Genomic DNA, 25053 nt, shown 5'->3' with positions numbered 1-25053 from the left:
CGCGCCGCGCCGGATGCCATAAAAACCGATGTGAACATATCCCACCTCTACTTAATGTTATAACATAACAATACAGAGGCGAAATAAGATTGTAAATCAGCGTCGGGGAGCGGAAATGTAACAAAGGTCGACAAACGGCAGGCAAACGGGAAAAAGCAGGAGGATAAGCGAGAAGTCCCCCGGTCGTGCTGCGCTTACCGGGGCTGCCAGCCGGATAACAGACCGTAGCCCGGATAAGGCGCTACGCGCCGCTATCCGGGGAGGCTCGGGATCGGTCAGCCGGATGACAGTATTAATAACCGCCGCGGGCCTGAGAAACCGCCAGGCCAAGCTGCCAGACGGCCATGGCGTAGTGGGTGCTGTGGTTGTAGCGGGTGATGGTGTAGAAGTTCGGCAACCCGTACCAGTACTCATAGCCGGTGCCGACGTCCAGGCGCAGCAGGCTGGCCTGCTGATGGTTGCCCAGCGGCTGGGTCGGGGTTAATCCCGCCGCCGACAGCTGCGAAACGCTGTATTTGGTTTTGAAACCATTCTCCAGCCCCGGCGCCTGGCCCAGCGCCTGCACCGCCACCAGATCGCCGCTCACCCAGCCGTGCTGTTTGAAGTAATTGGCCACGCTGCCGATCGCATCCACCGGGTCCCACAGGTTGATATGGCCGTCGCCGTTAAAGTCCACCGCGTATTGCTTATAGGAGGACGGCATAAACTGGCCGTAACCCATCGCCCCGGCGAAAGAGCCTTTCAGATCCAGCGGGTCGTCGCTTTCGCTGCGCGCCATCAGCAGGAAGGTTTCCAGCTCGGAGGAGAAGTATTCAGCACGGCGCGGATAGTTAAACGACAGGGTCGCCAGCGCGTCGAGGATGCGGGTTTTGCCCATCACCCGGCCCCAACGGGTCTCCACGCCGATAATGCCGACAATGATTTCCGGCGGTACGCCGTAGACCTGATAAGCGCGGTTGAGCGCGTCCTGATACTGATTCCAGAACACCACGCCGTTCTGCACGTTATCCGGGGTAATAAACTGTTTCTTGTAGCGCAGCCAGGCGCCGGTCGGCCCGGTCGGCGGCAGGCCGGTCGGCGCCTGACGATCCATCAGCCGCAGAACGTAGTCCAGACGCTTCGCCTGCGACAGGATCTCCTGCAGCTGCTGCCTGTCGAAGCCGTGCTTCGCCACCATCTTATCGATGAACTGCGCCGCTGCCGGGTTGTTGGCGAAGTCGCCGCCCATCTGCATCACGTTATGCTGCGGTTCCAGCAAAAAGCCGCCGGTTCCACTCGCCATCTCCGTTTCCGCGGGAGTCTTGGGTTTGCTGCTGCAGGCAGCGAGGAGCACACAAAGGGGAAGTACAGCCAGAGAGCGACGCTTCAACATGGGAATTCCGTTTAACAAATTCAGCAAGGGATAATTATGGTAAAGCATGCGACGACCAACAAGAAAGCGACAATCTGTTTGTAGACAAAATAGTCCTTCACCGCCCCCCTTCCTGGATGCTGTCATGCGCCTCGTGATTTCATCCTCTCAGCCCCAATCTTTCGAAATAAAATATTTATCTTTCATTTTGCGATCTATTTAACACTTTAAAATCTTTCAAAGTGATTAAAATCAGCCTGCAGTTAGCAAGAAAAATAACATGCTGAAGGAGAGAACAATGATTGACGTCGTGACCCACGGCGCAGAGTGGTTTATCGGCCTGTTTCAGAAAGGCGGCGAGGTATTTACCGGAATGGTGACCGGGATCCTCCCCTTGCTGATCAGTCTGCTGGTGATCATGAACGCGCTGATCAACTTTATCGGCCAGCAGCGGATCGAAAAACTGGCGCAGCGCTGCGCCGGGAACCCGATCTCCCGCTACCTGCTGTTGCCCTGCATCGGCACCTTTGTGTTTTGTAACCCGATGACCCTGAGCCTGGGCCGCTTTATGCCAGAGAAGTACAAGCCCAGCTATTACGCGGCGGCGTCCTACAGCTGCCACTCGATGAACGGCCTGTTTCCGCATATCAACCCCGGCGAGCTGTTCGTCTATCTCGGCATCGCCAACGGCCTCACCACCCTCGGCCTGCCGCTTGGGCCGCTGGCGGTGAGCTATCTGCTGGTCGGGCTGGTGACCAACTTCTTCCGCGGCTGGGTCACCGACCTGACCACCTCGATTTTCGAACGAAAAATGGCGATTCAGCTGGCTCAGAAAGTGCATCTGTCAGGAGCGACATCATGACCCGGATTCGTATTGAGAAAGGCACCGGCGGCTGGGGCGGCCCCCTTGAGCTCGACGTCGTCGAGGGCAAAAAGATCGTCTATATCACCGCCGGCACCCGCCCGGCGATCGTTGACCGCATCGCCAGCCTGACCGGCTGGCAGGCGGTGGACGGTTTTAAAGAGGGCGAACCGGCGGAAAGCGACATCGGCGTGGCGATTATCGACTGCGGAGGCACCCTGCGCTGCGGGCTCTACCCCAAGCGTCGTATCCCGACGGTGAATATCCATGCCACCGGCAAATCAGGGCCGCTGGCCCAATACATCACAGAAGATATCTACGTCTCCGGCGTCAAAGAGGAGAACATTCAGCGCATCGCGACCGACAGCGCGGTAGCTCCCGAGCCACCGGCGGAGAACAACCGCGCGGGTCGCGATTACGACGCCAGCAAAAAGATCACTGAACAGAGCGATGGCCTGCTGGCGAAGGTCGGGATGGGGATGGGCTCGGTGGTGGCGGTGCTGTTCCAGGCCGGGCGCGACACCATCGATACGGTGCTGAAGACTATTCTGCCGTTTATGGCCTTCGTCTCGGCGCTGATCGGCATCATCATGGCCTCCGGCATCGGCGACTGGATCGCCCATGGCCTGGCGCCGCTGGCCAGCCATCCGCTGGGTCTGGTGACCCTGGCGCTGATCTGCTCCTTCCCGCTGCTGTCGCCGTTTCTCGGCCCCGGCGCGGTTATCGCCCAGGTGATTGGCGTATTGATCGGCGTTCAGATCGGCCTCGGCAATATTCCCCCGCACCTCGCCCTGCCGGCGCTGTTCGCCATTAACGCCCAGGCCGCCTGCGATTTTATCCCGGTAGGCCTGTCGCTGGCTGAAGCCCGCCAGGATACCGTGCGCGTCGGCGTGCCGTCGGTGCTGGTCAGCCGCTTTTTGACCGGCGCGCCAACGGTGCTGATCGCGTGGTTCGTTTCCGGATTTATTTACCAGTAAGAGGGGCCAGAACATGACCGTGATTTACCAGACCACCATTACGCACATCGGCGCCTGCGCGACGATGGCGCTGGAAGAGCAGATGCTGATCACCTTCCGCGAGGGCGCCCCGGCGGATATCGAAGCGTACTGCTTTATTCACAACCACGGCGAGCTTGCCGGCGCGCTGCAGCCGGGCGCAGAGCTGCAGCTTGGCGAGCTGCGCTACCCGGTGACCGCCGTCGGCGAGGTCGCCGAACAAAACCTGCGCGAGCTGGGCCACATCACCCTGCGCTTTGATGGTCACCGCGAAGCGGAATTCCCCGGAACCGTGCACGTCGCGGGCCCGGTGCCGGACGCCATCGCGCCCGGCTGCGTACTGAAATTTGTTGCTTAACAGGAGAGAAAGATGAATCAGGTTGCTGTTGTCATTGGCGGTGGACAAACCTTAGGAGAGTTTCTGTGCCGCGGGCTGGCCGCCGAGGGCTACCGCGTGGCGGTGGTCGATATTCAGAGCGAAAAAGCCAGCCGCGTCGCCCAGGAGATTAACGCTGAATATGGCGAAGGCATGGCGTATGGCTTCGGCGCCGACGCCACCAGCGAGGCCAGCGTCACCGCGCTGGCCCACGGAGTGGATGAGATTTTCTCGCGTGTCGACCTGCTGGTGTACAGCGCCGGCATCGCTAAAGCGGCGTTTATTAGCGACTTTGCGCTGGGGGATTTCGACCGCTCGCTGCAGGTCAATCTGGTGGGCTACTTCCTCTGCGCCCGCGAGTTTTCCCGGCTGATGATCCGCGACGGCATTAAGGGACGCATCATTCAGATCAACTCGAAATCCGGCAAAGTGGGCAGCAAGCACAACTCCGGCTACAGCGCGGCGAAGTTCGGCGGCGTCGGCCTGACCCAGTCGCTGGCGCTGGATCTGGCGGAGTACGGCATTACCGTACACTCACTGATGCTCGGCAATCTGCTGAAGTCGCCGATGTTCCAGTCGCTGCTGCCGCAGTACGCCACCAAGCTCGGTATCGATGAGAGCGAGGTCGAGCAGTACTACATCGACAAGGTGCCCCTGAAGCGCGGTTGCGAATATCAGGATGTGTTGAACGTCCTGATGTTTTACGCCAGCCCGCAGGCGTCATACTGCACCGGTCAGTCGATCAACGTTACCGGCGGCCAGGTGATGTTTTAAAGGGATCCCGGATGGCGCCGCGCTTATCCGGGCGACAAAACGGTAGGTCGGGTAAGGCGTTAGCCGCCACCCGACAAAAATACGGCACCGCGGGTCGCTCGGGTTAGGCGCTCGCGCCGCGACCCGGGTTGTTCCCGGCCCCCTTAAGGAGACACCTATGGTTACCGCACTCATCACCGTCGCCGCCATCGCCTGGCTTACCCAACTGGCCTTCGGCGGCTGGCAGATCCGCCGCTTCAATCGCGCCTTCGACCGCCTGTGCCAGCAGGGTCGGGTGGGGGTCGGCCGCTCCGCCGGGCGCTTTCAACCGCGCGCCATCGTCGCTATCGCCGTTGATGATGACAACCGCATTTGCGACACGCTGCTGATGAAAGGCTTCACCATTTTCGCCCGACCGCAAAAAATCCCCGCGCTGGACGGCAAACATATCGGGGAATTGCAGCCTGATGTGATCTTTCCCCATGATCCGCGCTGTCAGAATGCACTATCATTAGCGCTTAATCCGAAACATGGATAATTTCGTTGTAAAAGTAAATATCTTGCGAAATTATCACTTCGAAACTTAAACGCAGGATAGACGCCTATGAAACCACGTCAGCGCCAGGCAGCCATTCTCGAGTTCCTGCAGTCGCAGGGAAAATGCTCGGTCGAAGAGCTGGCGCAACACTTCGATACTACCGGCACCACCATCCGCAAGGATCTGGTCACGCTGGAAAACGCCGGCACCGTCATTCGCACCTACGGTGGCGTGGTACTCAACAAAGATGAAGCCGATCCGCCGATCGATCATAAAACGCTGATCAACACCCATAAGAAAGCGCGCATCGCCGAAGCGGCGGTGCGCTTTATTCATGATGGCGACTCCCTCATCCTTGATGCCGGCAGCACGGTGCTGCAGATGGTCCCACTGCTCAGCCGCTTCAATAACATCACGGTGATGACCAACAGCCTGCATATCGTCAACGCCCTTGCCGAACTGGATAATGAACAGACTATCCTGATGCCCGGCGGCACCTTCCGCAAAAAATCGGCCTCCTTTCACGGCCAGCTGGCGGAAAACGCCTTCGAACAGTTCAGTTTCGACAAGCTGTTTATGGGCACCGACGGCATCGATCTGAACGCCGGCGTCACCACCTTCAATGAGGTGTATACCGTCAGCAAGGCGATGTGCAACGCCGCCCGCGAAGTGATCCTGATGGCCGACTCGTCAAAGTTTGGCCGTAAAAGCCCCAATATCGTCTGCGGCCTGGAGCGCGTGGATAAATTGATTACCGATGCCGATATTGACCCTGCATTCCAGCGGGCGCTGGAAGCCAAAGGCATAGAAGTCATCATTACTGGAGAACATCATGAGTAACTTTTTGTTAGAGGCCGGACGCCAGACCCTGATGCTGGAGCTACAGGAGGCGAGCCGCCTGCCGGAACGCCTGGGCGACGACTTCATCCGCGCGGCGGAAACCATCATCCACTGCGAGGGCAAACTGATTGTCTCCGGTATCGGTAAATCCGGTCATATCGGCAAAAAGCTGGCGGCGACTTTCGCCAGCACCGGCACCCCAGCCTTTTTTGTCCATCCGGCGGAAGCGCTGCACGGCGATCTTGGCATGCTCGACGGCCGCGACGTGATGCTGTTTATCTCCTACTCCGGCAGCGCGAAAGAGCTGGATCTGATCGTGCCGCGGCTGGAGGAAAAAGGTATCCCGCTGCTGGCGATGACCGGCAAATCCACCTCGCCGCTGGCGCTGGCGGCGAAAGCGGTGCTGGATATCGCCGTCGAGCGAGAGGCCTGTCCGATGCACCTGGCGCCGACCTCCAGCACCGTCAACACCCTGATGCTTGGCGATGCGCTGGCGATGGCGGTCATGCAGGCCCGCGGCTTCAATGAAGAGGATTTTGCCCGCTCCCACCCGGCAGGGGCGCTCGGCGCGCGTCTGCTGAATAAAGTGCATCACCTGATGCGCCGCGACGACGAAGTGCCGCGCGTCGGCACGGACGCCAACGTCATGAACGCAATGCTCGAGCTAAGCCGCACCGGGCTCGGCCTGGTGGCGGTCTGCGATGAGGCCAACCGCGTGCAGGGGGTCTTCACCGACGGCGACCTGCGCCGCTGGCTGGTGGGCGGCGGCACCTTAAACGACGGCGTCGCGCAGGCGATGACCCGCAACGGCGTGACGCTACAGGCGGAGAGCCGCGCGGTGGAAGCTAAAGAGCGGCTGATGAAGCACAAAATCAGCGCCGCGCCGGTAGTCGATGAAAACGGCCAACTGGTCGGCGCCATCAACCTGCAGAACTTTTACCAGGCCGGGATCCTTTAAGCCCCAGACGTTTCGCCAGCCGGTGCAGGTTGGCGACGTCGAGTTCCAGCGCGCGGGCGGTCGCCGCCCAGTTGCCCTGATGTGCCGCCAGCGCGCGGGCAATCGCCTCGCGCTGGAAATTATCCGTGGCTTCGCGCAGATTCACGTTGCCCATTGCCGGCGCCGCTGCCGCCGCCTCGGTCGGCAACGTCGGCGCAGTCGCCGTAAACTCGAAATGCTGCGGCTCCAGTACTATGTCATCGCCAGCCTGAGTAGCCCGCGCCAGCACCACCGCGCGGTGAATGGCATGCTCCAGTTCGCGCACGTTGCCAGGCCACGACCACTGCTGCAGCCTGTTTCGCGTTGCCTCACTTAAAATTACCCGCGCCAGCCCCATCCGCAGGCGGCACTGCTCGCAAAAATAGCCAGCCAGCAGCACCACGTCATTTTCCCGCTCGCGCAGCGCCGGAACCGACAGCGGGAAGACGCTCAGCCGGTGATAGAGGTCGGCGCGAAAGCGCCCTTCCACCACCTCCTGGCGCAGATCGCGGTTGGTGGCCGCCAGCACCCGCACATCGACCCGCAGGCTGCGGTCATCACCGACACGCTGAATATCACCATACTGCAGGACGCGCAGCAGCTTCGCCTGCAGCGCCAGCGACAGCTCGCCGATTTCGTCGAGGAACAGCGTGCCGTTATCGGCCATCTCAAATTTGCCGCTGCGATTGCTGATAGCCCCGGTAAACGCCCCTTTCACGTGACCGAACAGCTCGCTCTCCGCCACGCTCTCCGGCAGCGCCGCGCAGTTGAGGTACACCAGCGGGTTAGCCGCACGCGGCGATCCCTGATGCACCGCCTTCGCCACCAGCTCCTTACCGGTCCCCGTTTCGCCGCTGATCAGCACGTTCAAATCCGAGGCGGCGACAATCTCGATCTCTTTTTTCAGCTGCAGCATCGGCGCCGACAGGCCGATGATCTCCTGACGCTCCGGCTGCGGGTAATTCACCACCTGCGCGGGCAGGACGTTTTGCGCTTCAAGGCGGGCGATAAGCAGCGCGTTATTCAGCGCCCCGGCCACCAGCGCGGCAATCAGTCGCAGCTCTTCATCGCTGAAGCTGTCGAAGCGGTCGGCATCCATGCCGTCAAGAGTTAGCGCGCCGATCAGCGTTTGCCCGGCAAACAGCGGCAACCCCACGCAGGCGTGAACCTTGAGGCTCTCCTGGCCGGGGATCAGGCCGTCATAGGGGTCCGGCAGGTCGCTGTCCGCCGGGAAGCGCACCACATCGCCGGCGCGGGCGATAGCCTCCAGCCGCGGATGCCCATCCAGTGCAAAGCGCCGGCCAAGCACATCCTGCGCCAGACCATCGATCGCCAGCGGCACAAACTGATGGGCCTCATAGCGCAGCAGCGCCGAGGCGTCGCAGCCAAGGATCTGCCGCAGGGTGGCGATCAGGCGCGAAAAGCGGTCGACGTGGCCGATATCACTTTGTAAATCAATGGCGATTCTCGCCAGCGCCTCGACGGAAAAACTCATCATCGCTCCATTGTCATTTTGACAGTTTATATAGTCATATCGACTATTTTAATCATTGTCATTTTGACAGCAACTAAAATCATGAAAATTTAAAAATTCATTTTATTCAATAATTTAAAAAACTGGCACGCAACTTGTAATACATCAATCAACTCACTTTGAACACACTGTATTAATTGAGGTTGCTATGTCTATTGTGGTGAAAAATAACATTCTTTGGGTTGGCCAACGTGACTGGGAAGTGCGTGATTTCCACGGCACCGAATATAAAACGCTGCGCGGCAGCAGCTATAACAGCTATCTCATCCGCGAAGAGAAAAACGTGCTGATCGATACCGTCGATCATAAATTCAGCCGCGAGTTCGTGCAGAATCTGCGCCGCGAAATCGACCTCGCCGACCTCGACTACATCGTTATTAACCACGCCGAAGAGGACCACGCCGGCGCGTTGACTGAGCTGATGATGCAGATCCCGGATACGCCGATCTACTGCACCGCCAACGCCATCGACTCCATCAACGGCCATCACCACCATCCGGAGTGGAACTTCCACGTGGTGAAAACGGGCGACACCCTCGATATCGGCAATGGTAAGCAGTTGATCTTCGTCGAAACGCCAATGCTGCACTGGCCGGACAGCATGATGACTTACCTGACCGGCGACGCGGTGCTGTTCAGCAATGACGCCTTCGGCCAGCACTACTGCGACGAACATCTGTTCAACGATGAAGTGGACCAGACTGAACTGTACGAACAGTGCCAGCGCTACTACGCCAACATCCTGACGCCCTTCAGCCGCCTGGTGACGCCGAAAATTAACGAAATTCTCGGCTTCAACCTGCCGGTAGCGATGATTGCCACCTCCCACGGCGTGGTCTGGCGCGATAACCCGACGCAAATCGTCGAGAAATACCTCGAATGGGCGGCGGATTATCAGGAAGATCGCATCACGATTTTCTACGACACCATGTCCAACAACACCCGCATGATGGCGGACGCCATTGCCCAGGGGATCACCGAGGTCGACCCACGGGTGGCGGTGAAAATCTTTAACGTCGCCCGCAGCGACAAAAACGACATTCTGACCAACGTTTTCCGCTCAAAAGGCGTGCTGGTGGGCACCTCCACCATGAACAACGTCATGATGCCGAAAATTGCCGGGCTGGTGGAAGAGATGACCGGGCTGCGTTTTCGCAACAAACGCGCCAGCGCCTTTGGCTCCCACGGCTGGAGCGGCGGCGCGGTAGACCGCCTGTCCACCCGCCTGCAGGATGCCGGGTTTGAAATGTCCCTGAGTCTGAAGGCCAAATGGCGCCCGGATATCGACGCGCTCGAACTGTGCCGCCAACACGGGCGCGACATCGCCCGCCAGTGGGCGCTCGCTCCATTGCCGGTTGCTGAAGCGACAGTCACGCCGGAACAACAGGAGTGCGCCTGTGCCGCCGCCGCGGCCGCCGATCTCGGTCCCATGATGCAGTGCAGCGTCTGCCAGTGGGTGTATGACCCGGCGAAGGGCGAACCTAACCAGGATGTGCAGCCGGGTACGCCGTGGAGCGACGTGCCGGATAACTTCCTCTGCCCTGAATGTTCGCTGGGTAAAGATGTGTTTGATGTTCTGGCAACGGAGGCAAAATGAGTGATGGCATCGTCATCATCGGCTCGGGCTTCGCGGCCCGCCAGCTGGTGAAAAATATTCGTAAGCAGGATGCCGAGATCCCGCTGACCCTCATCGCCGCCGACAGCATGGATGAGTATAACAAGCCCGAGCTCAGCCACGTCATCAGCCGCGGACAGCACGCCGACGATCTGACTCTGCAAAGCGCCGGCGAGTTCGCCGAACAGTACCACCTGCGCTTGTTTCCCCATACCTGGGTGAGCGATATCGACGCTGAAAACCATCGGGTGAAAAGCCTGGATAAGCAGTGGCGCTACGACAAACTGGTGCTGGCCACCGGCGCCACGCCGTTTATCCCCCCGGTGCCGGGCCGCGAGCTGATGCTAACGCTGAACAGCCAGCGCGAATATGGCGCGGCGCAGAGCCAGCTCCGCGACGCCAGGCGGGTGCTGATCGTCGGCGGCGGCCTGATTGGCTGCGAGCTGGCGATGGATTTCTGTCGCGCCGGTAAAGCGGTAACGGTGGTCGATAATGCCGCCAGCGTGCTGGCGGCGCTGATGCCGCCGGAGGTCAGCAGCCGTCTGCAGCATCGCCTCACCGGGATGGGCGTCCATCTGATGTTAAAAACGCAGCTGGAAGGGCTTGAACACACCGCCGACGGCATCCGCGTCAGTCTCGACCGCCAGCGCGCGATAACCGTCGATGCGGTGGTGGCCGCCGCCGGCCTGCGCCCGGAAACCTCGCTGGCGCGCCACGCCGGACTGCAGATTAACCGCGGCGTGGTGGTCAATAGCCAGCTGCAAACCAGCGACCCGGCGATTTACGCCCTCGGCGACTGTGCGGAAATCAACGGTACGGTACTGCCGTTCCTGCAGCCGATTTTGCTCAGCGCCATGTGCCTGAGTAAAAACCTGCTGGCGCAGGCAGGCGAACTCAAGCTGCCGCCAATGCTGGTGAAGGTGAAGACCCCGGATCTGCCGCTGCATCTGGCCGGCGACACCCGCCGCGAGGATCTGACGTGGAACATCGTGGCCGCCAAAGAGGGGCTGGTGGCGAAAGGGCTGGATGCGGCGAATCAACTGCGCGCCTTTGTGGTCAGCGAAGACAAGATGAAAGACGCCTTCGCGCTGCTCAAACAGCTGGTGAGTGAATGACCTTCCAGGCAGCCCTGTTTTGCCGTTAGTTTGCCGGGTGGCGCTACGCTTACCCGGCCTACGGATGTAACCCGTAAGCTCAGATACGGTAGGCCCGCGCAAGCGCAGCGCCGCCGGGCACGTGTTCATTACCTCCCACGCATCCCTGTTACGCCGCCATTTTGCCGGGTGGCGCTACGCTTACCCGGCCTACGGATCGTCCAACCTGTCGTTAATATATTCACCATGGTTGCTGAAACTGCCGGTGCTGACGGCCTCAAAATCGCTGAGACGTTCCCGGAAGGCCGGGGCAGCCCGCATGGATGCGGGCTGAGGGCCGTGTTTTGCACGGACGCTGCCTCGGCCCGACCCGAAGCCTGCCGGGATAAGTCGAAGGGACCGCGTAGCGGCGATTTTGCTGGCCGGAGCCCGGGGGTACAGGGGGCGGCGGCGACTGGCCGCCCCCTGTGCGCTCCCTGCGCCATGCCATGCATAACGCAGAAGATTAACCGGGAGCGCAATGTACGCTGAAATCACACGCGACAGACGCTTTTTGCCGGAGTGAGAAAATGGCAATCCAATAACCGTATCTGCAATACACGCATCCCTGTTGCGCCGCCATTTTGCCGGGTGGCGCTACGCTTACCCGGCCTACGGATGTAGCCCGTAAGCTCAGATACGGTAGGCCCGCGCAAGCGCAGCGCCGCCGGGCGAGCATAGCTCACCTCCCAGGCGATCCTGTTGCACGGTTAGTTTGCCGGGTGGCGCTGCGCCTTACCCGGCCTGCGGATGCCGCCCGTAAGCTCATCAGGGCAAAATAATTAACCGGAAGCGCAGGTTCGATTAACACTTAATACGTTGTTTCTGTCTGAGCCGACTCCTGCAGCGCCTGCAGAATATTGGCCGCGGCAGCGGTCCCCATTTTCACGTAAGAGGCATCGCTTACGCCGCCCACATGCGGAGACAGAATCACATTATCGATCGCCTGCCAGATGTGGGGCGTGGTTAATGGTTCACTGTTAAAGCTGTCGAGCGCCGCCCAGCGCAAGGTCCCCGCTTTTAATGCCGCGGCCAGCGCCGCATCGTCAATCAACCCGCCGCGCGCGGTATTGACCAGGATGGCGCCCGGCTTACACTGCGCCAGCGTGGCGGCATTGATCATTCCCCTGTTTTGTTGCGTCAAGGGGCAATGAAGGGACAGCACATCGGCCTGCCTGAGCAGATCGTTAAGTTCAGCAACACGTTCACATCCCGGCGGGACCGCTTTCGCATAGGGATCGTAAGCCAGAACCTTCATACCAAAGGCACAGGCAATCTTCGCCACCCGGCTGCCAATGGCGCCCAGGCCGATGAGTCCCAGCGTTCTGCCCTCAAGCTCAAGCGATTTATGCGTGGATTTATCCCAGTGCCCTTCACGCAGGCGGCGGTCGAGCGGAATGACCGACTTAGCACAGGCCAAAATTAATGCCCAGGTATGTTCGGACACCGCGGCGGCATTCGCCCCGATCGCTGCGCGAACCAGAATGCCGCGCGCGGCAGCCGCCTCGGCGTCAATGACATCAATGCCGCTGCCATGTTTGGCAATCACCTTCAATGCCGGGGCCGCATCCATAACGGCGGCAGTGATGTGGCCATAGCGCACCAGGATCGCGACGGGATTGTGCTGCTGGCACAGAGCGATCAGCTGGGCCTCTGTAGGCTGGCGGCCGGCAAAGACAAGTTCGTAATCTTCCAGCATCCCCAGCGCCGCGTCAGCCAAATCGCTGCCGGTAATCAGTACCACGTTTTTAGCACTCATGGCAGCGTCTCCCCTTCGCTCAGCATCCCCGCCTGACGCAGGGCGCCCTCCAGCCAGTGCGGACGTAGATCGCCATCGCGGATAGCAACCAGACGTTTTGCTTCCATCTCCAGTTTGCCTTTCGCCAGTTCGATGATGGTGCGGACTTCCTCGCGTGGGATAACGACCACGCCGTCAATATCCCCGACCACTAAGTCCCCCGCCTGCACCGCGGCGCCGCCGACCGAAATGGCATGATTGACCCGGCCTGGAATGAACTTGGTCGGGCCGCACGGGTTCAGGCCGGCAGCGAACACCGGGAAGCGTTGTTTGCTTAAGGTCTCCGCATCGCGAACGGCGCCATCGATAACGATCCCGGCGATACCGCTGGCCTGCGCCTGCGTGGCCATGATCTCCCCCAGCAGCGCGCAGGAGAGATCGCCTTTCCCGTCGATCACTAATATATCGCCAGGTTTAGCGACAGCCATCGCGGCGTGAATAGCCAGGTTATCCCCCGGGCGGACCTCGACGGTAATCGCCGGCCCGGCGACCGCCATATGCGGCGCCAGCGGCTTGATGCGGCCATGTAATGTGCCACGGCGTCCGGCCACGTCAGCCAGAATGGCGGCCTGAAATTCGGCGGCCTGACGGACTTCTTCCGCGGTAACACGCGCAATAGCAAAATTGATGAGTTTCTGTTGCGAAGCAGGCATGGTAACTCTCCATTTGTTTTACTAGATACAACTCATGTGTACTATATAAAACAACTATACGTGCATTGCTTCGCTTTTCGCCAGTGTTGCGAAGTTGTTTGTGATGTAAACACGAAGTTACTCACAAAATTCAGGTACAATTTTGTTCGGCAAAAAGGAGAACATGATGGGGAATGAAGGCGTAATTGCCGTTGAAAAGGCGCTGGCTTTACTTGATTGCTTCCGTCCCGGTAATGACAGTCTGACGTTAACGGAGCTGGCCCAGCTTTCGGGATATCACAAAACAACCGTTTATCGCCTGATGAATTCGCTTGAGCGAATGAACTACATCATCCGGCACGACGATGGCACCTATACGCTCGGCCACCGTCTGCTCTATCTTGGCAAGCTCTATGAGCAATCATTTGAACTTGCCAGAGTGGTACAGCCGGAATTGCAGGCGCTGTCACAGGCCTCCAGCGAAAGCGCAAGCTGGTATGTGATTGAGGGGGGGCAACGCCTGTGCCTGTTCCGCGCCGAAGCCTCCCAGGGATTGCGCCACAGCAACCTGCCTGGCAGCCAGTTCCCGCTGGATGGTTCCGCTATCAGTAAGGTTTTACGCCGCTGGGGATTGGGTGAATCGTTGCCGGAAGACGAACCGACGCTGCCGTTCTATACCTCCGGCGCGCGCGACCCGCACACCGCGGCCTTCGCCATGCCAGTGTTTGGCGTCCACGATAAACTGATCGCGGCGCTGGCCCTGACCGGGCCGGCATCGCGTCTGACGGAAGATCGTAAAGCGAGCGGCATCAGCCAGCTCATGCAGGAGACGGCCAACCGCCTGTCGCTCAAGCTAGGCGCCAGTAAGACATTCTGCGAAACGTTTTACGGTGTGAAAGAGTAAGCTTTGCTGAGAAGGCGGGAAAAATCCCGCCTTTGCTTATTAATGGGTCATCTGTTTTTCCTGCCTGGCCGTCTGCGAGTAACGGCGCCCCATGGCCAGCACCGCAATGCCGCCTGCCAGACACAAGCCTGCTAGCGGGAGCATCGCCAGCGTATGGCTTCCTGTCCGTTCGCTAATCATGCCGTAGGCATTCACCATCACCGCGCCGCCAATCAGGTTGGCGATCGCCCCGATGGCCGCCAGCCCGGCGGCGGCTGAGGTGCTGCTCATCCAGCCCGACGCCAGCGCCCAGAAGGGCCCCTTCATCGCATAAGCGCCAATCAGAATGGTGCTGAGGATCGCAATGGTGGCCGGCAGCGACAGATTGATAAACGCCGCAAACACACCGCCCGCGATCATAAAGAGGGTGAGCGCCGTGTGCCAGCGGCGTTCATTACTTCGATCCGAACTGCGCCCCCAGACAATCATCAGCACCGAGGCCAGACCATAGGGGATGGCATTAAGCAGCCCGGTGGTCAGGTTATCCAGATGGAACGACTTCAGCAGCTGGGGAGACCAGACGCTAAGGGTCGTGCCGGCAGAAGAGGCGCCGGCGTAAATCAGCGCCATGAGCCAGATTTGACGATGCTTCAACAGTTGCCAGGTGGAGGTGTGGCCGATCTGTTTCTGCTGTTGGCGCTCCGCCTGAAGCGTGTTTTCCAGCCATGCTTTCTGACGATCGTTTAACCAGCCAGCCTGGTGTGGACGGTCCCGCAAGATGAAAAACGCGGCTATCCCCAGCAGGACCGCCGGCAGCCCTTCAATAATGAATAACAGATGCCAGCCGCGCAGGCCTAACCACCCATCCATCATCAGTATCAACCCGGAAAGCGGGGAACCGATAAAGTTAGCCAGCGGAATGGCCACCATAAACGAGGCGATGATCCGCGCCCGGTAGCGCGACGGGATCCACCAGGTCAGATAGAGCACCACGCCCGGGAAAAAGCCCGCTTCGGCAGCCCCCAGCAAAAAGCGTACGATGTAAAGGGAGGTGGTATTTTGCACCAGCGCCATACACATCGATACCACTCCCCAGCTGATCATAATGCGCGGGATCCACAATCGTGCCCCCACCTTCTGCATCGCCAGGTTGCTGGGTACTTCAAAGATAAAGTAGGCCACAAAATACAAGCTGCTGGCGAAGCCGAAAGCCGCCTTACTCAGGCCCAGATCCTGATTCATCTGCAGCGCCGCCATGCCTATGTTGCCGCGGTCAATAATCGATACCAGGTAGCTCACCACCAGGAAAGGCAGGATGCGCCAGATAACCCGTCGCATGGTTTCTTTTTCCAGCGCGTCGTTATCGCTCGCGCGGTGCGGTAATTGATCGGTCATGGTTTCCTCGCAGGGTTTCATTATGTTTATCAGGAAAACGATGTAGAGATGAAATAAGTTACTTCAGCTTGATGCCTCTGGTTTCCGGCGCTCGCCACACCACCAGCATCGCCGCAAGGAAAGCAACCACGGTCGTCGCCAGTCCCGCGGTGAAACCGCCAGCGTTGGCGACAGCGCCAATCAGTAGCGGCGCAATAAATCCGCCCAGACGGCCTCCGTTATAGGCGAGCCCCATCAGGAAGCCCCGGGATGAGGTGTCCCCGATGATTTCCGCCAGGAAGGGTCCCGAGCCCGCAAAAATACCGTTAACCCCGAAACCGGCCATGAAAATCGCCACCATCAGAATGAAGGGTTGCGTGGTCACAAGGTACAGCGCGACGGCAATGGCGCCGGTTAACAGATAAATCAGGAACATCGGACGGCGTCCCCACTTATCCGCCAGCACCGAAAACACCAGAAAACCCGCGATGGCCCCAGCCTGCAGCGCAAGTACAAACTTCAGGCTGTGCAAAAAATCCAGATGTTTGACTTCCCGCAGATAGGTGGGTGTCCAGGTAAATACGCCCCAGAACAGATACTGAATAAAAAAGATAAAGACAAAGGCCAACAGCAGACCTCGCAGATTCTGTTTACCCAGCTTGACGGCAGGTTGACGACTCGTCGCCTTCGCCTGTTGACGAGCAAGCCAAACCTGCGATTCCGGTGTGAACCAGGCGACCACACTCATAATGAATACCGGCAGCGCGCCGATCATAAACAGATAGCGCCATGCACCCTGCTCCAGGCCGCCGTTGACCGAGCTGACGATTGCCGTCAGGCTGATAGCCAGAATAGCGCCAACAGGTAAGCCCATTTGCATCAACGCGCCGCCGCGCGCGCGCCGTTCAGGTCGCCAGGTTTCAGCTATCAGCGCCGCGCCCGAGGTCCACATTCCGCCCATACCCAGCGCGCCGCAAAAACGTAAAAGCGCGAAATGTTGTTGATCGTGCGTAAAGGCTAACAGGCCGGAAAAGAGTGAATAGATGGCGATACAGATCAGCGCCGTTTTCACACGCCCAATTTTGTCGGCGATAAAACCAAACAGGATCCCGCCAATAATCTGCCCCCCGGCCGTGACGCTGATAAACAGCCCAAGCTCGGTTTTATTAATACCGAACACCACGCCCAGCACTGGCAACAGCAATGAAAGCAGAAAGGAGTCGTAGCTTTCAAATGTCCAGCCAAGGCCGCCCAGCGCCAGCGTCCGCCTCTCAGCGACGCGTTGTGGCAATGCGTCAGGCGTCGCTTTAGTCGCAGTAAATTGATTTAGCTCGCTTTTACTGGTCATTGATATTCTCCACAGAGGTTAACCGATAACAGGTTGCGGCGGTACGCCAGAACAACTGCGCCTGTTCGTCAGGGGACGCCTGTTGCGCCAGGCGTTTGCAGGCGTTCCAGAAAACGCCGTAGCTGAACATGCCTTTATCGACGGGAAAGTTGCTGGCGAACATGCAGCGTTCGGCACCGAAAAGAGAAACAATGGTCTCAAACCACGGCATCCATGCCTGTGCCAGCATTTGCGAATCCGGCGGCGTCTCTGCCGCTGCGAAGTGAAACCCCCTGACCGTCATCCCAAAGCCGCTAATTTTTACGCATACGTTCGGCAGTTCCGCCAGACGTCGCATACCGTTTCGCCACTGCTGAAACATGTCCGGATCCCGTTCTGAACAGGGTCCAACGCCGACCGGCCCGCCGCAGTGATCGATCACAATCTGTAACGTTGGTATTTCCCGCGCCAGATCGGCAATCTCCTCCAGCTGCGTGTGGTAAACCCATACATCGAGCGACAATGCATGCCTCGCGAGACAGGCAGCGCCCCGGCGGAACGGAGCGCTCTGCGCCAGGCCTGCCGGTGGCGTAACCGGGCTGGAGGTTACCCGCGGATCGAGATGCCAAGCCAACGGATTGCGCATCCCTCGCAGCCGCCCGCCGGATAACGCTATCGCGCGCTCAATGGCAGGCTGCATCGCGTCCCCCGCCAGTAAACTGAGCCCGCCGATGATGGCTTCGCATCCGAGCGCGTTTGCATAATGACCGCTGGCGAACATCGCGGCGATACCGCTGGCAAACTCGATTTCACCAAGCGGTTTAAGCGTCTCCGGCCCGTCGCGACGCAACATAGAGCGGCATTGCACATAGACCGATGAGACAACGCGATGCCCTGAGGTCTGGATATCGTCGCTGAACTCATGGGTGAGATAGCGGCCGGTTTGCCGATCCCAAAGATGATGATGCGCATCAATGATGGGCAGCTCGGGTTGTAATGGCGCTTCACGATGTAACGCAAGCCACTCGTTTCTGACCGCAAGGTGCGGCGCGGTAACGATCTCCATGAACACCTCGTTTTGTTTTACCCTGTACAACAGTGTTTTATTTTACAAAACTACTATAACGAGGCTGCCGTGTTTTTATCCAGTTAACGATTGGTTTAAATGATGTAAATAAGAGGTGAATCACAGATGTATAAGGTCGTTAAAAGCGGGGGAAGGGAGGGGCTAACAGAAATTAATATGTTTTCAATAAGTTAAAAATCAGCCTGAGTGACACCGATACAATGCCTCACCACGAGCAGCAGGCTCCTGCGTAAAACAGTGCGGGCAGCATACGCCACGCAGGCCCACGTAGCGCCGCCGGACAGTTGTTGTCGCCCGGCTTAGCGCAGCGCAAGCCGGGAAAATGCTGAATCTAACGCGCCAGATTATCGTAGCCGCGCCAGCGATAGTTGAGCACCGACAGCGCCCAACAGGCGACAAACAGCCCGACCACCACAAACCCGGCGTCGCCGAGGTTGTCGTTTAACACCCCGACCCAGCGCCATATTCCGCCGCTGAGCGCAAACTTATCCATCAGCAGACCCAGCGCTTCCAGGCCGCCGATAAACAGCGCCACCACCACCGAAGTGCCGGTGATGGTCATGTTGTAGTAAAGCTTGCGCTGCGGCTTGCTGAACGCCCAGCCGTAGGCGCCGACCATCAGCACGTTATCGAGGGTGTCCACCAGCGCCATGCCGCTGGCGAACAGCGCCGGGAAGACCATAATCGACCAGACGGAAATCCCGCTCGACGCGCCGGCGGCGGAGATGCCCAGCACGCCGATTTCGGTGGCGGTATCAAACCCGAGGCCGAACAGGAAACCGACCAGGTACATCTGCCAGCTGCGGCTGACCAGACGAAAGGTTTTGCCAAACAGCCAGCTCATCACCCCGCCGCCGCTGACGATCTCGTCGCTCACCGGCTCACCGCGCTTCCACGCCCGAAAGCTGCGCCAGACGCTGCGCAATATCACCAGGTTGATAAAGGCCATCGCCAGCAGAAACAGCGCCGACACCGCGGTGCCGATGACGCTGCCGGTGTCGTGCAGCCAGCTCATCTGCGCGCTGAAGGCCGTGGCGGTCGCGGCAATCGCCGCCGAGGCCAGCACCACAATCGACGAGTGGCCCAGCGAGAACCAGGCCCCGACGGCGAAAGGCCGCCGCCCCTGTTGCATCATCTTGCGGGTGACGTTATCAATCGCCGCGATATGGTCGGCGTCCACCGCGTGGCGCAGACCGTAGCCCCAGGCCAGCAGGCTGGCGGCCATCAGCGCGCCGCTGTCGCCAAAGGCCTGCAGCGCCCAGCACCAGGCCAGTAGGTTCGCCGCGATCAACCCCAGCACCAGTCCCGCAGCGCGCGGCTGCTGGCGTAAAACTGTCATTATCATTGTTGTGTTCCTTGAGCCTGTCCGCGGGCGGCGGCGATCACCGCCTGACCATAGGCGATTGCGCCGTCGCCGGCCGGCAACTGCTGCGCAAACAGCAGAGTAAAATCCGCCAGATAAAAGGTCAATCGCGCCGCCAGCAGGCGGTTATGCAGCACTCCGCCGCTGCAGACCATCGTGTCGATGCCGCGGGCGATGGCGCAGTCGCGGGCCATCGCCGCCAGTCCGCTGGCCAGGGCGTCATGGAATGCCCAGGCTTTTTGCGCCGGGGTCGCCTGCCAGCGCAGCCACTGTCGCCAGAAGGTGGCTAAGTCCAGCGCATTGCCGCGCCACGGCAGCGTGACCGGATGGCAGACGCCGGAGCAGCTGGCGGCCAGCGCCTCCAGCCTACAGGCCGCCTCGCCCTCATAGCTCAGGCTCTCCGGGGCGCAGTCCAGCGCGCAGGCGACGGCATCAAACAGCCGTCCGCAGGACGAGGCGCGCGGCGCGTTAATACCGCGATCGATGGCCTGCGCCAGCAGCGGCCAGTTGCGCTGGCGCAGCGTACCGGTCTGCGGGTAATCCTGCCAGTCAGGGATAAAGGCCAGGCACTGAGCCAGCAGATTACGCCACGGCTGACGCGCCGCCAGGTCGCCTCCCGGCAGCGCGACGGCCGGCAACCCGCCGAGATGTTCGCACTGGCGATAGTTAACCCGCAGGCACTCCCCGCCCCATAGCGCGCCGTTCTCCCCCATGCCGATTCCGTCGAGGATCAGGGCGATGACGTCTCCGCCGTCGAGCGGCCAGCGGTGCTCCGCCAGGCACGCCGCAGCGTGAGCATGGTGATGTAGCACTGTCTCTACCGGCAGCGGCAGAGTCGCCGCCCACTGCGTCGAGCGATAGCCGGGATGGGCGTCAACCACTACCCGCTGCGGCATAAAGGCGTAGATGTTCTGCATCAGCTGTAGCGCGCTGCGCCACTGCTGCTCGACGCCCTCCTCGCCAAGATCGCCAAAGTGCTGGCTGAGAACCGCTTCGCCCCCGCGCGCCAGGCAGAAGGTGTTTTTCATGTCCGCGCCCAGCGCCAGCAGCGGCGGAACCTTCTCCAGACCCGGCGGCAGCGGCAGCGCATCCGGGACATAGCCCCGGGCGCGGCGCAGCATTTCTCCGCTCGAGCGCACCAGCGTATCATCCATCCGCTGCACGATGTCGCGGTTATGGAGCAAAAAGCCGTCGGCGATGTCGACTAAGTCGTTGAGCGCCTGAGTATTACTTAACGCCGGCGGGCGGCCGCTAAGGTTGCCGGAGGTCATCACGATAGGGCGCGCCAGCGCCTGCAGAAGCAAATGCTGCAGCGGATTAGACGGCAGCATCACCCCAACTTCCGCAAGCCCTGGCGCAATCTCGTCGCACAGGCCGGAGACCTGCGCTTTGCTAATCAGTACGATGGGCGCCGCCGGGGAGCCCATCAGCGCCGCGGCGTCGGCAGGTAACCCCGCCGCAGAGGGCAGCATCACCGCCAGCGGTTTCGCCGGACGGTGTTTCCTCGCCCGCAGTGTGGCAACGGCAGCAGGGTTGCCGGCGTCGCAGGCCAGATGAAAGCCGCCGACGCCTTTTATCGCCACGATGTCGCCCGCCGCCAGCCGGGCGATAGCCGACTGCAGCGCCGCCTCGCCGTCCAGCGTTTCCCCTTGCGCCCGCCATTCCAGTCGCGGCCCGCAGTCGGGGCAGGCCACCGGCTGGGCGTGAAACCGGCGATCGGCAGGATCGCGGTATTCCGCCTCGCAGGGCGGGCAGAGCGGAAACGGCGCCATCGCGGTAAATGGCCGGTCGTAAGGCATCGCGCGAATAATGGTTAACCGCGGCCCGCAGTGGGTACAGTTGATAAAGGGGTAGCGGTAGCGGTGCGCCCGGGGATCATTCATCTCCGCGAGGCACGCCGGGCAGGTCGCGGCATCGGGCACGATCTGGGTGCGCATCCGTCCCGCCCCGCTCTCGCGGATGGTGAAATCCTGCGGCGGAGCCGCCCAGCGATAAGGGGCGCAGACGAGGCTGTCGATCCGCGCCAGCGGCGGGCAGTGGGCAGCGAGGGCGGCAGTAAAACCATCATCGTCCCCGGCCAGCCGCACCAGCACGCCGTCGCCGTCGTTACAGACATCGCCGCAGCGCGCCTGCCCCTGAGCCAGCTGCCAGACAAAGGGGCGGAACCCCACCCCCTGCACTTTACCGCGAATGCGGATTTGCACCCCGTTCATGCCTGAGCTTACCAGGCCAGCGCCGTGCGGCGACGTTTCTCTTGATTCATCTGCTCCAGCTTGTTGCGGTCTACGCAGACCAGGGCGTGCGTCGGGCAGACCTCCATGCAGGCCGGGCCGCTGTCGCGGTGGAAGCAGAGATCGCACTTGTTGGCTTCGGCTTTTTCCGCCACGACGTTCAGTCCGGCGCCGCTATGGCGGATCACCGGCCGCACCACTACCTCCATCGCCCCGTACGGGCAGGCGACGACGCAGGTTTTGCAGCCGATGCAGCGCTCCTGCATCACATGAACAAAGCCTTTATCGCGGCTGATGGCGCCGTTCGGGCAGACGTTGGCGCACGGGGCGTCCTCACACTGACGGCAGGCGGTGGCCGTGGAGACATTGACCCCTTTGATGACGTGAATACGCGGCTGAAAGGTGTGCGGCGTCAGGGAGGCGCAGTCCTGATGTTCCTGATGGGAGACCACGCAGGCTACTTCGCAAGTGCGACAGCCGATGCATTTGCTCGCATCGGCAATAATGAAACGGTTCATCCATTTCTCCAGCTGTAAGAGGGTTAGGCGCCGGAGTATGCATAATACGTTCCAGTTTTTATCTTATTGATAATAAGTAAAATTTAATGGTTAGCGCGCTGTCATCGTCAGTAGTGACGATGACAGCTGACGACGTCAGGCGCAGGGACCTGACACCAGCGACTCACGCTCGATCAGCACCCCGGGGAAACTCTGCTGAACATTGAATTCCCCGCCATCGAGCATAAATATCAGGCGATTAATGCTCTCTTTAATCATCTCCGTCACCGGCACCCGGACGCTGGCGAGCGACGGCACCATGTACGGCGCCAGCACAATATCGTCAAACCCCACCACCGAGACCTGCTCCGGCACCTTAACGCCCAGCTGGTGAAGCTGCTTCATCGCCCCGATGGCCATATCGTCATTGCTCGCCACCAGCGCGCTGTAGGTCACCCCGCGCTGACGCAGGCTCTCCACCGCCGCCGCGCCGGTTTCCGGCGTCCAGCGTCCTTCGGCGATGAGCGCCTCGTTGAGGGGAATGCCGTGGCCAGCCAGCGCGTCTTTGTAGCCGGCAAGGCGCTCGACGCCGGTGGGCGAGTCAAGGGAGCCGGTAATAAAGGCGATATCGCGGTGACCCAGGGCAATCAGCCGCTCCACCACCCGCATCGCCGACGCTTTTTGATCGGACCAGACGCAATGGCTGGCGTGGCGGCGCAGCCGGCGGTTCAGCACCATGATCGGCTGCGAGTGGTTCTCAACGATCTCGTCCATCTCGTCGACGGTGAGAAAGCGCGGGTAGATGATGATCGCATCGCAGCGCAGATCCAGCAGATACTGGATCGCTTCCCGCTCCTCTTGCGCGCTGTGCTTGCCATCGGCGAGGATCAGCTGCCGCCCTTTATCCTCCGTCATCCGCGCCACGTGGTACAGCAGCTCGCTGAAATAGACGCCGTGGTAGAGGGTGTTGGTCACCACCAGGCCAAGGGTTTGCGTGGTTTTGGTCGCCAGGTTGCGCGCCAGCAGATTCGGTCGGTAGCCGCTCTCCGCCACCGCCTTAAACACCCGGTCTTTGGTCTCCTGGCTGACATAGCCGTTGCCCGACAGCACCCGCGACACGGTCGCCTTCGATACCCCCGCGCGCTTTGCGACCTCCAGCATCGTTGCCATGTGATTCTTCCTGTTGCAAAAGTTGCAGGCAGTGTACTGCACGTTTCTGGCTTTTACAGCACCCCCTGCTCACCACCGCGATCCTGCTCGCCGCGACGCTTCGCGATCAAAATCACAAAAATGAGATTATCTTTTTTTATTTCTTGTGCAATCAAATGAAACTCACCATGATTTTGTGGAACCGGTTTCCTATAAAGCATGGTATCGCCCGACGATGCGGCGCGGTAACAGATCAGTACCCTATTGATAAACAGGATAAAATCCGATGTCGAAAAATTATGCAGCCCTGGCGCAACAGATAGTCGCGGCATTAGGCGGAGTCGATAACGTCGTCGCCGTGACCCACTGCATGACGCGTCTGCGCTTCGTGGTCAAAGACAACGAACAGGTCGATAGCCCTACCCTGAAAGGCCTGACCGGGGTGCTCGGCGTCGTGCGCAGCGATAATCAGTGCCAGGTGATCATCGGCAACACGGTCTCTCAGGCCTATCGCGAGGTAGTGAATCTGCTGCCTGGCGACCTGCGCCCGGTCGAGCCGCAGGGCAAAGCGCCGGTCACCCTGAAACGCATCGGCGCCGGGATCCTCGACGCGCTGATCGGCACCATGTCGCCGCTGATCCCGGCGATTATCGGCGGATCGATGGTCAAGCTGCTGGCGATGATCCTTGAGATGAGCGGCGCGTTGCCGAAAGGCTCGCCGACGCTGACCCTCCTGACGCTTATCGGCGACGGCGCGTTTTTCTTCCTGCCGCTGATGGTGGCCGCCTCCGCGGCGGTGAAATTCAAAACCAATATGTCGCTGGCCATCGCTATCGCCGGGGTGCTGGTGCATCCCGGGTTTATCGAATTAATGGCCAAAGCCGCCCAGGGCGAACACGTCGAATTTGCCCTTATTCCGGTGACCGCGGTGAAATACACCTACACGGTGATCCCGGCGCTGGTGATGACCTGGTGTCTGTCGTATATCGAACGCTGGGTGGATCGCATTACCCCGGCGGTGACGAAAAACTTCCTTAAGCCGATGCTGATCGTGCTGATCGCCGCCCCGCTGGCGATCCTGCTGATTGGCCCGCTCGGCATCTGGATCGGCAGCGCCATTTCCGCACTGGTCTATACGATCCACAGCTATCTCGGCTGGCTGTCGGTGGCGATCATGGGCGGGCTGTGGCCGCTGCTGGTGATGACCGGCATGCACCGGGTCTTTACGCCGACCATCATTCAGACCATCGCCGAAACCGGCAAAGAGGGCATGGTAATGCCGTCGGAGATCGGCGCCAACCTGTCGCTCGGCGGCTCTTCGCTGGCGGTGGCGTGGAAAACGAAAAACCCGGAATTGCGCCAGACGGCGCTGGCCGCCGCGGCATCGGCGATTCTGGCCGGTATTTCCGAACCGGCGCTGTACGGCGTGGCGGTGCGCCTGAAACGCCCGCTGATCGCCAGCTTAATCAGCGGCTTTATCTGCGGCGCGGTGGCGGGCATCGCCGGACTGGCCAGCCACTCGATGGCGGCGCCGGGGCTGTTCACCAGCGTGCAGTTTTTCGATCCAGCCAATCCAATGACCATCGTCTGGGTGTTTGGCGTGATGGCGCTGTCGGTAGTGCTGTCGTTTGCCCTGACGCTGATCCTCGGCTTTGAAGATATTCCCGTTGAACAGGCCGCCGCCGACGCCCGAGCGCGCCAGGCCCAGGCCCAGGCAACCCACGCCTGAACACACCATT

23 protein-coding genes are annotated in these 25053 nt (G+C 60.3%); 11 read left to right on the top strand and 12 right to left on the bottom strand.

Annotated features, from left to right (window positions below):
• Positions 1–292: 292 nt before the first annotated feature.
• Complete coding sequence (gene mltB / locus MKR05_RS10905; protein WP_023290770.1) at positions 293–1372, bottom strand: lytic murein transglycosylase B; 1080 nt, start codon at positions 1370–1372, stop codon at positions 293–295.
• Between the two features lie 277 nt (positions 1373–1649).
• On the opposite strand from mltB, the gene MKR05_RS10900 reads away from it, so the two are divergent.
• The 7 genes from MKR05_RS10900 (at position 1650) to gutQ (ending at position 6673) form a co-directional block, all read left to right on the top strand.
• On the top strand, positions 1650–2213 hold the full coding sequence (locus MKR05_RS10900) for a PTS glucitol/sorbitol transporter subunit IIC (protein ID WP_004205677.1): 564 nt from the start codon (positions 1650–1652) through the stop codon (positions 2211–2213).
• A complete protein-coding gene (locus MKR05_RS10895; protein ID WP_032453820.1) occupies positions 2210–3190 on the top strand; it encodes a PTS glucitol/sorbitol transporter subunit IIB in 981 nt (326 codons plus the stop codon). The genes MKR05_RS10900 and MKR05_RS10895 overlap by 4 nt, the downstream gene beginning before the upstream one ends.
• A 13-nt stretch (positions 3191–3203) precedes the next feature.
• Positions 3204–3566, top strand: a complete 363-nt coding sequence (gene srlB / locus MKR05_RS10890) for a PTS glucitol/sorbitol transporter subunit IIA (RefSeq protein ID WP_050533591.1) — start codon at positions 3204–3206, stop codon at positions 3564–3566.
• 12 nt (positions 3567–3578) lie between these two features.
• Positions 3579–4358 carry a sorbitol-6-phosphate dehydrogenase gene (gene srlD, locus MKR05_RS10885; RefSeq protein WP_002914815.1) on the top strand — a complete coding sequence of 260 codons (780 nt, stop codon included), beginning with the start codon at positions 3579–3581 and terminating at the stop codon, positions 4356–4358.
• Between the two features lie 157 nt (positions 4359–4515).
• On the top strand, positions 4516–4875 hold the full coding sequence (gutM, locus tag MKR05_RS10880) for a transcriptional regulator GutM (RefSeq protein ID WP_032453822.1): 360 nt from the start codon (positions 4516–4518) through the stop codon (positions 4873–4875).
• A gap of 66 nt (positions 4876–4941) precedes the next feature.
• Complete coding sequence (locus tag MKR05_RS10875; RefSeq protein ID WP_004205671.1) at positions 4942–5715, top strand: DNA-binding transcriptional repressor; 774 nt, start codon at positions 4942–4944, stop codon at positions 5713–5715.
• Positions 5708–6673 (top strand): arabinose-5-phosphate isomerase GutQ, encoded by a 966-nt coding sequence (gene gutQ, locus MKR05_RS10870; RefSeq protein ID WP_032453823.1) that lies wholly within the window; start codon positions 5708–5710, stop codon positions 6671–6673. The genes MKR05_RS10875 and gutQ overlap by 8 nt, the downstream gene beginning before the upstream one ends.
• On the opposite strand, the gene norR is transcribed toward gutQ, so the two are convergent.
• Positions 6636–8186: a nitric oxide reductase transcriptional regulator NorR gene (norR, locus tag MKR05_RS10865; protein WP_048335079.1), complete on the bottom strand. Its 1551-nt coding sequence runs from the start codon at positions 8184–8186 to the stop codon at positions 6636–6638. The genes gutQ and norR overlap by 38 nt on opposite strands.
• A gap of 187 nt (positions 8187–8373) precedes the next feature.
• Between norR and norV the strand changes: the two genes are divergently transcribed.
• Both norV and norW read left to right on the top strand, forming a co-directional pair.
• The gene (gene norV / locus MKR05_RS10860) at positions 8374–9822 is read left to right on the top strand and encodes an anaerobic nitric oxide reductase flavorubredoxin (RefSeq protein WP_023290776.1); all 1449 of its coding nucleotides are present in this window, start codon (positions 8374–8376) and stop codon (positions 9820–9822) included.
• Positions 9819–10955, top strand: coding sequence for an NADH:flavorubredoxin reductase NorW (gene norW / locus MKR05_RS10855; RefSeq protein WP_238875214.1), 1137 nt, complete (start codon positions 9819–9821; stop codon positions 10953–10955). The genes norV and norW overlap by 4 nt, the downstream gene beginning before the upstream one ends.
• Before the next feature lie 829 nt (positions 10956–11784).
• Here the strand turns inward: norW and MKR05_RS10850 are convergent.
• Positions 11785–12732, bottom strand: coding sequence for a hydroxyacid dehydrogenase (locus MKR05_RS10850; RefSeq protein ID WP_044524486.1), 948 nt, complete (start codon positions 12730–12732; stop codon positions 11785–11787).
• Positions 12729–13424 (bottom strand): RraA family protein, encoded by a 696-nt coding sequence (locus MKR05_RS10845; RefSeq protein ID WP_238875215.1) that lies wholly within the window; start codon positions 13422–13424, stop codon positions 12729–12731. Before MKR05_RS10845 ends, MKR05_RS10850 begins: the two co-directional genes overlap by 4 nt.
• 166 nt (positions 13425–13590) lie before the next feature.
• Here MKR05_RS10845 and MKR05_RS10840 point away from each other — a divergent pair, with 166 nt between their 5' ends.
• Positions 13591–14307: an IclR family transcriptional regulator gene (locus MKR05_RS10840; protein WP_023290781.1), complete on the top strand. Its 717-nt coding sequence runs from the start codon at positions 13591–13593 to the stop codon at positions 14305–14307.
• Positions 14308–14346: 39 nt separating this feature from the next.
• On the opposite strand, the gene MKR05_RS10835 is transcribed toward MKR05_RS10840, so the two are convergent.
• From MKR05_RS10835 to MKR05_RS10800, 8 genes are all read right to left on the bottom strand, one after another.
• Complete coding sequence (locus MKR05_RS10835) at positions 14347–15681, bottom strand: MFS transporter (RefSeq protein WP_023290782.1); 1335 nt, start codon at positions 15679–15681, stop codon at positions 14347–14349.
• A 58-nt stretch (positions 15682–15739) separates the two neighbouring features.
• Positions 15740–17008 carry an MFS transporter gene (locus MKR05_RS10830; protein ID WP_023290783.1) on the bottom strand — a complete coding sequence of 423 codons (1269 nt, stop codon included), beginning with the start codon at positions 17006–17008 and terminating at the stop codon, positions 15740–15742.
• Entirely contained in the window at positions 16998–18053 is a 1056-nt protein-coding gene (locus MKR05_RS10825) for an amidohydrolase (RefSeq protein WP_284118219.1), read from the bottom strand. Before MKR05_RS10825 ends, MKR05_RS10830 begins: the two co-directional genes overlap by 11 nt.
• A gap of 352 nt (positions 18054–18405) precedes the next feature.
• A complete protein-coding gene (locus MKR05_RS10820) occupies positions 18406–19419 on the bottom strand; it encodes a HoxN/HupN/NixA family nickel/cobalt transporter (RefSeq protein WP_048298103.1) in 1014 nt (337 codons plus the stop codon).
• A complete protein-coding gene (gene hypF, locus MKR05_RS10815) occupies positions 19416–21650 on the bottom strand; it encodes a carbamoyltransferase HypF (RefSeq protein WP_284118220.1) in 2235 nt (744 codons plus the stop codon). Before hypF ends, MKR05_RS10820 begins: the two co-directional genes overlap by 4 nt.
• Positions 21651–21658: 8 nt before the next feature.
• Positions 21659–22186 (bottom strand): electron transport protein HydN, encoded by a 528-nt coding sequence (hydN, locus tag MKR05_RS10810; protein WP_004205658.1) that lies wholly within the window; start codon positions 22184–22186, stop codon positions 21659–21661.
• Positions 22187–22321: 135 nt separating this feature from the next.
• Positions 22322–23335: a LacI family DNA-binding transcriptional regulator gene (locus MKR05_RS10805; RefSeq protein ID WP_048298105.1), complete on the bottom strand. Its 1014-nt coding sequence runs from the start codon at positions 23333–23335 to the stop codon at positions 22322–22324.
• A gap of 53 nt (positions 23336–23388) precedes the next feature.
• Positions 23389–23535 carry a hypothetical protein gene (locus MKR05_RS10800; protein ID WP_176694557.1) on the bottom strand — a complete coding sequence of 49 codons (147 nt, stop codon included), beginning with the start codon at positions 23533–23535 and terminating at the stop codon, positions 23389–23391.
• A gap of 65 nt (positions 23536–23600) precedes the next feature.
• On the opposite strand from MKR05_RS10800, the gene ascF reads away from it, so the two are divergent.
• A complete protein-coding gene (ascF, locus tag MKR05_RS10795; protein ID WP_044524499.1) occupies positions 23601–25043 on the top strand; it encodes a PTS cellobiose/arbutin/salicin transporter subunit IIBC in 1443 nt (480 codons plus the stop codon).
• The last annotated feature ends 10 nt before the right edge of the window (positions 25044–25053 follow it).

This window comes from Klebsiella sp. K5-204, assembly GCF_030128585.1.
Classification (GTDB): Bacteria; Pseudomonadota; Gammaproteobacteria; order Enterobacterales; family Enterobacteriaceae; genus Klebsiella; species Klebsiella quasipneumoniae.
This window is presented reverse-complemented; position numbering and strand designations above follow the sequence as displayed.

Bases quoted from the DNA above. Each gene is read 5' to 3' on its own strand.
- mltB (WP_023290770.1), bottom strand. From the start codon at position 1,372: ATGTTGAAGCGTCGCTCTCTGGCTGTACTTCCCCTTTGTGTGCTCCTC.
- MKR05_RS10900 (WP_004205677.1), top strand. From the start codon at position 1,650: ATGATTGACGTCGTGACCCACGGCGCAGAGTGGTTTATCGGCCTGTTT.
- MKR05_RS10895 (WP_032453820.1), top strand. From the start codon at position 2,210: ATGACCCGGATTCGTATTGAGAAAGGCACCGGCGGCTGGGGCGGCCCC.
- srlB (WP_050533591.1), top strand. From the start codon at position 3,204: ATGACCGTGATTTACCAGACCACCATTACGCACATCGGCGCCTGCGCG.
- srlD (WP_002914815.1), top strand. From the start codon at position 3,579: ATGAATCAGGTTGCTGTTGTCATTGGCGGTGGACAAACCTTAGGAGAG.
- gutM (WP_032453822.1), top strand. From the start codon at position 4,516: ATGGTTACCGCACTCATCACCGTCGCCGCCATCGCCTGGCTTACCCAA.
- MKR05_RS10875 (WP_004205671.1), top strand. From the start codon at position 4,942: ATGAAACCACGTCAGCGCCAGGCAGCCATTCTCGAGTTCCTGCAGTCG.
- gutQ (WP_032453823.1), top strand. From the start codon at position 5,708: ATGAGTAACTTTTTGTTAGAGGCCGGACGCCAGACCCTGATGCTGGAG.
- norR (WP_048335079.1), bottom strand. From the start codon at position 8,186: ATGAGTTTTTCCGTCGAGGCGCTGGCGAGAATCGCCATTGATTTACAA.
- norV (WP_023290776.1), top strand. From the start codon at position 8,374: ATGTCTATTGTGGTGAAAAATAACATTCTTTGGGTTGGCCAACGTGAC.
- norW (WP_238875214.1), top strand. From the start codon at position 9,819: ATGAGTGATGGCATCGTCATCATCGGCTCGGGCTTCGCGGCCCGCCAG.
- MKR05_RS10850 (WP_044524486.1), bottom strand. From the start codon at position 12,732: ATGAGTGCTAAAAACGTGGTACTGATTACCGGCAGCGATTTGGCTGAC.
- MKR05_RS10845 (WP_238875215.1), bottom strand. From the start codon at position 13,424: ATGCCTGCTTCGCAACAGAAACTCATCAATTTTGCTATTGCGCGTGTT.
- MKR05_RS10840 (WP_023290781.1), top strand. From the start codon at position 13,591: ATGGGGAATGAAGGCGTAATTGCCGTTGAAAAGGCGCTGGCTTTACTT.
- MKR05_RS10835 (WP_023290782.1), bottom strand. From the start codon at position 15,681: ATGACCGATCAATTACCGCACCGCGCGAGCGATAACGACGCGCTGGAA.
- MKR05_RS10830 (WP_023290783.1), bottom strand. From the start codon at position 17,008: ATGACCAGTAAAAGCGAGCTAAATCAATTTACTGCGACTAAAGCGACG.
- MKR05_RS10825 (WP_284118219.1), bottom strand. From the start codon at position 18,053: ATGGAGATCGTTACCGCGCCGCACCTTGCGGTCAGAAACGAGTGGCTT.
- MKR05_RS10820 (WP_048298103.1), bottom strand. From the start codon at position 19,419: ATGATAATGACAGTTTTACGCCAGCAGCCGCGCGCTGCGGGACTGGTG.
- hypF (WP_284118220.1), bottom strand. From the start codon at position 21,650: ATGAACGGGGTGCAAATCCGCATTCGCGGTAAAGTGCAGGGGGTGGGG.
- hydN (WP_004205658.1), bottom strand. From the start codon at position 22,186: ATGAACCGTTTCATTATTGCCGATGCGAGCAAATGCATCGGCTGTCGC.
- MKR05_RS10805 (WP_048298105.1), bottom strand. From the start codon at position 23,335: ATGGCAACGATGCTGGAGGTCGCAAAGCGCGCGGGGGTATCGAAGGCG.
- MKR05_RS10800 (WP_176694557.1), bottom strand. From the start codon at position 23,535: ATGCTTTATAGGAAACCGGTTCCACAAAATCATGGTGAGTTTCATTTG.
- ascF (WP_044524499.1), top strand. From the start codon at position 23,601: ATGTCGAAAAATTATGCAGCCCTGGCGCAACAGATAGTCGCGGCATTA.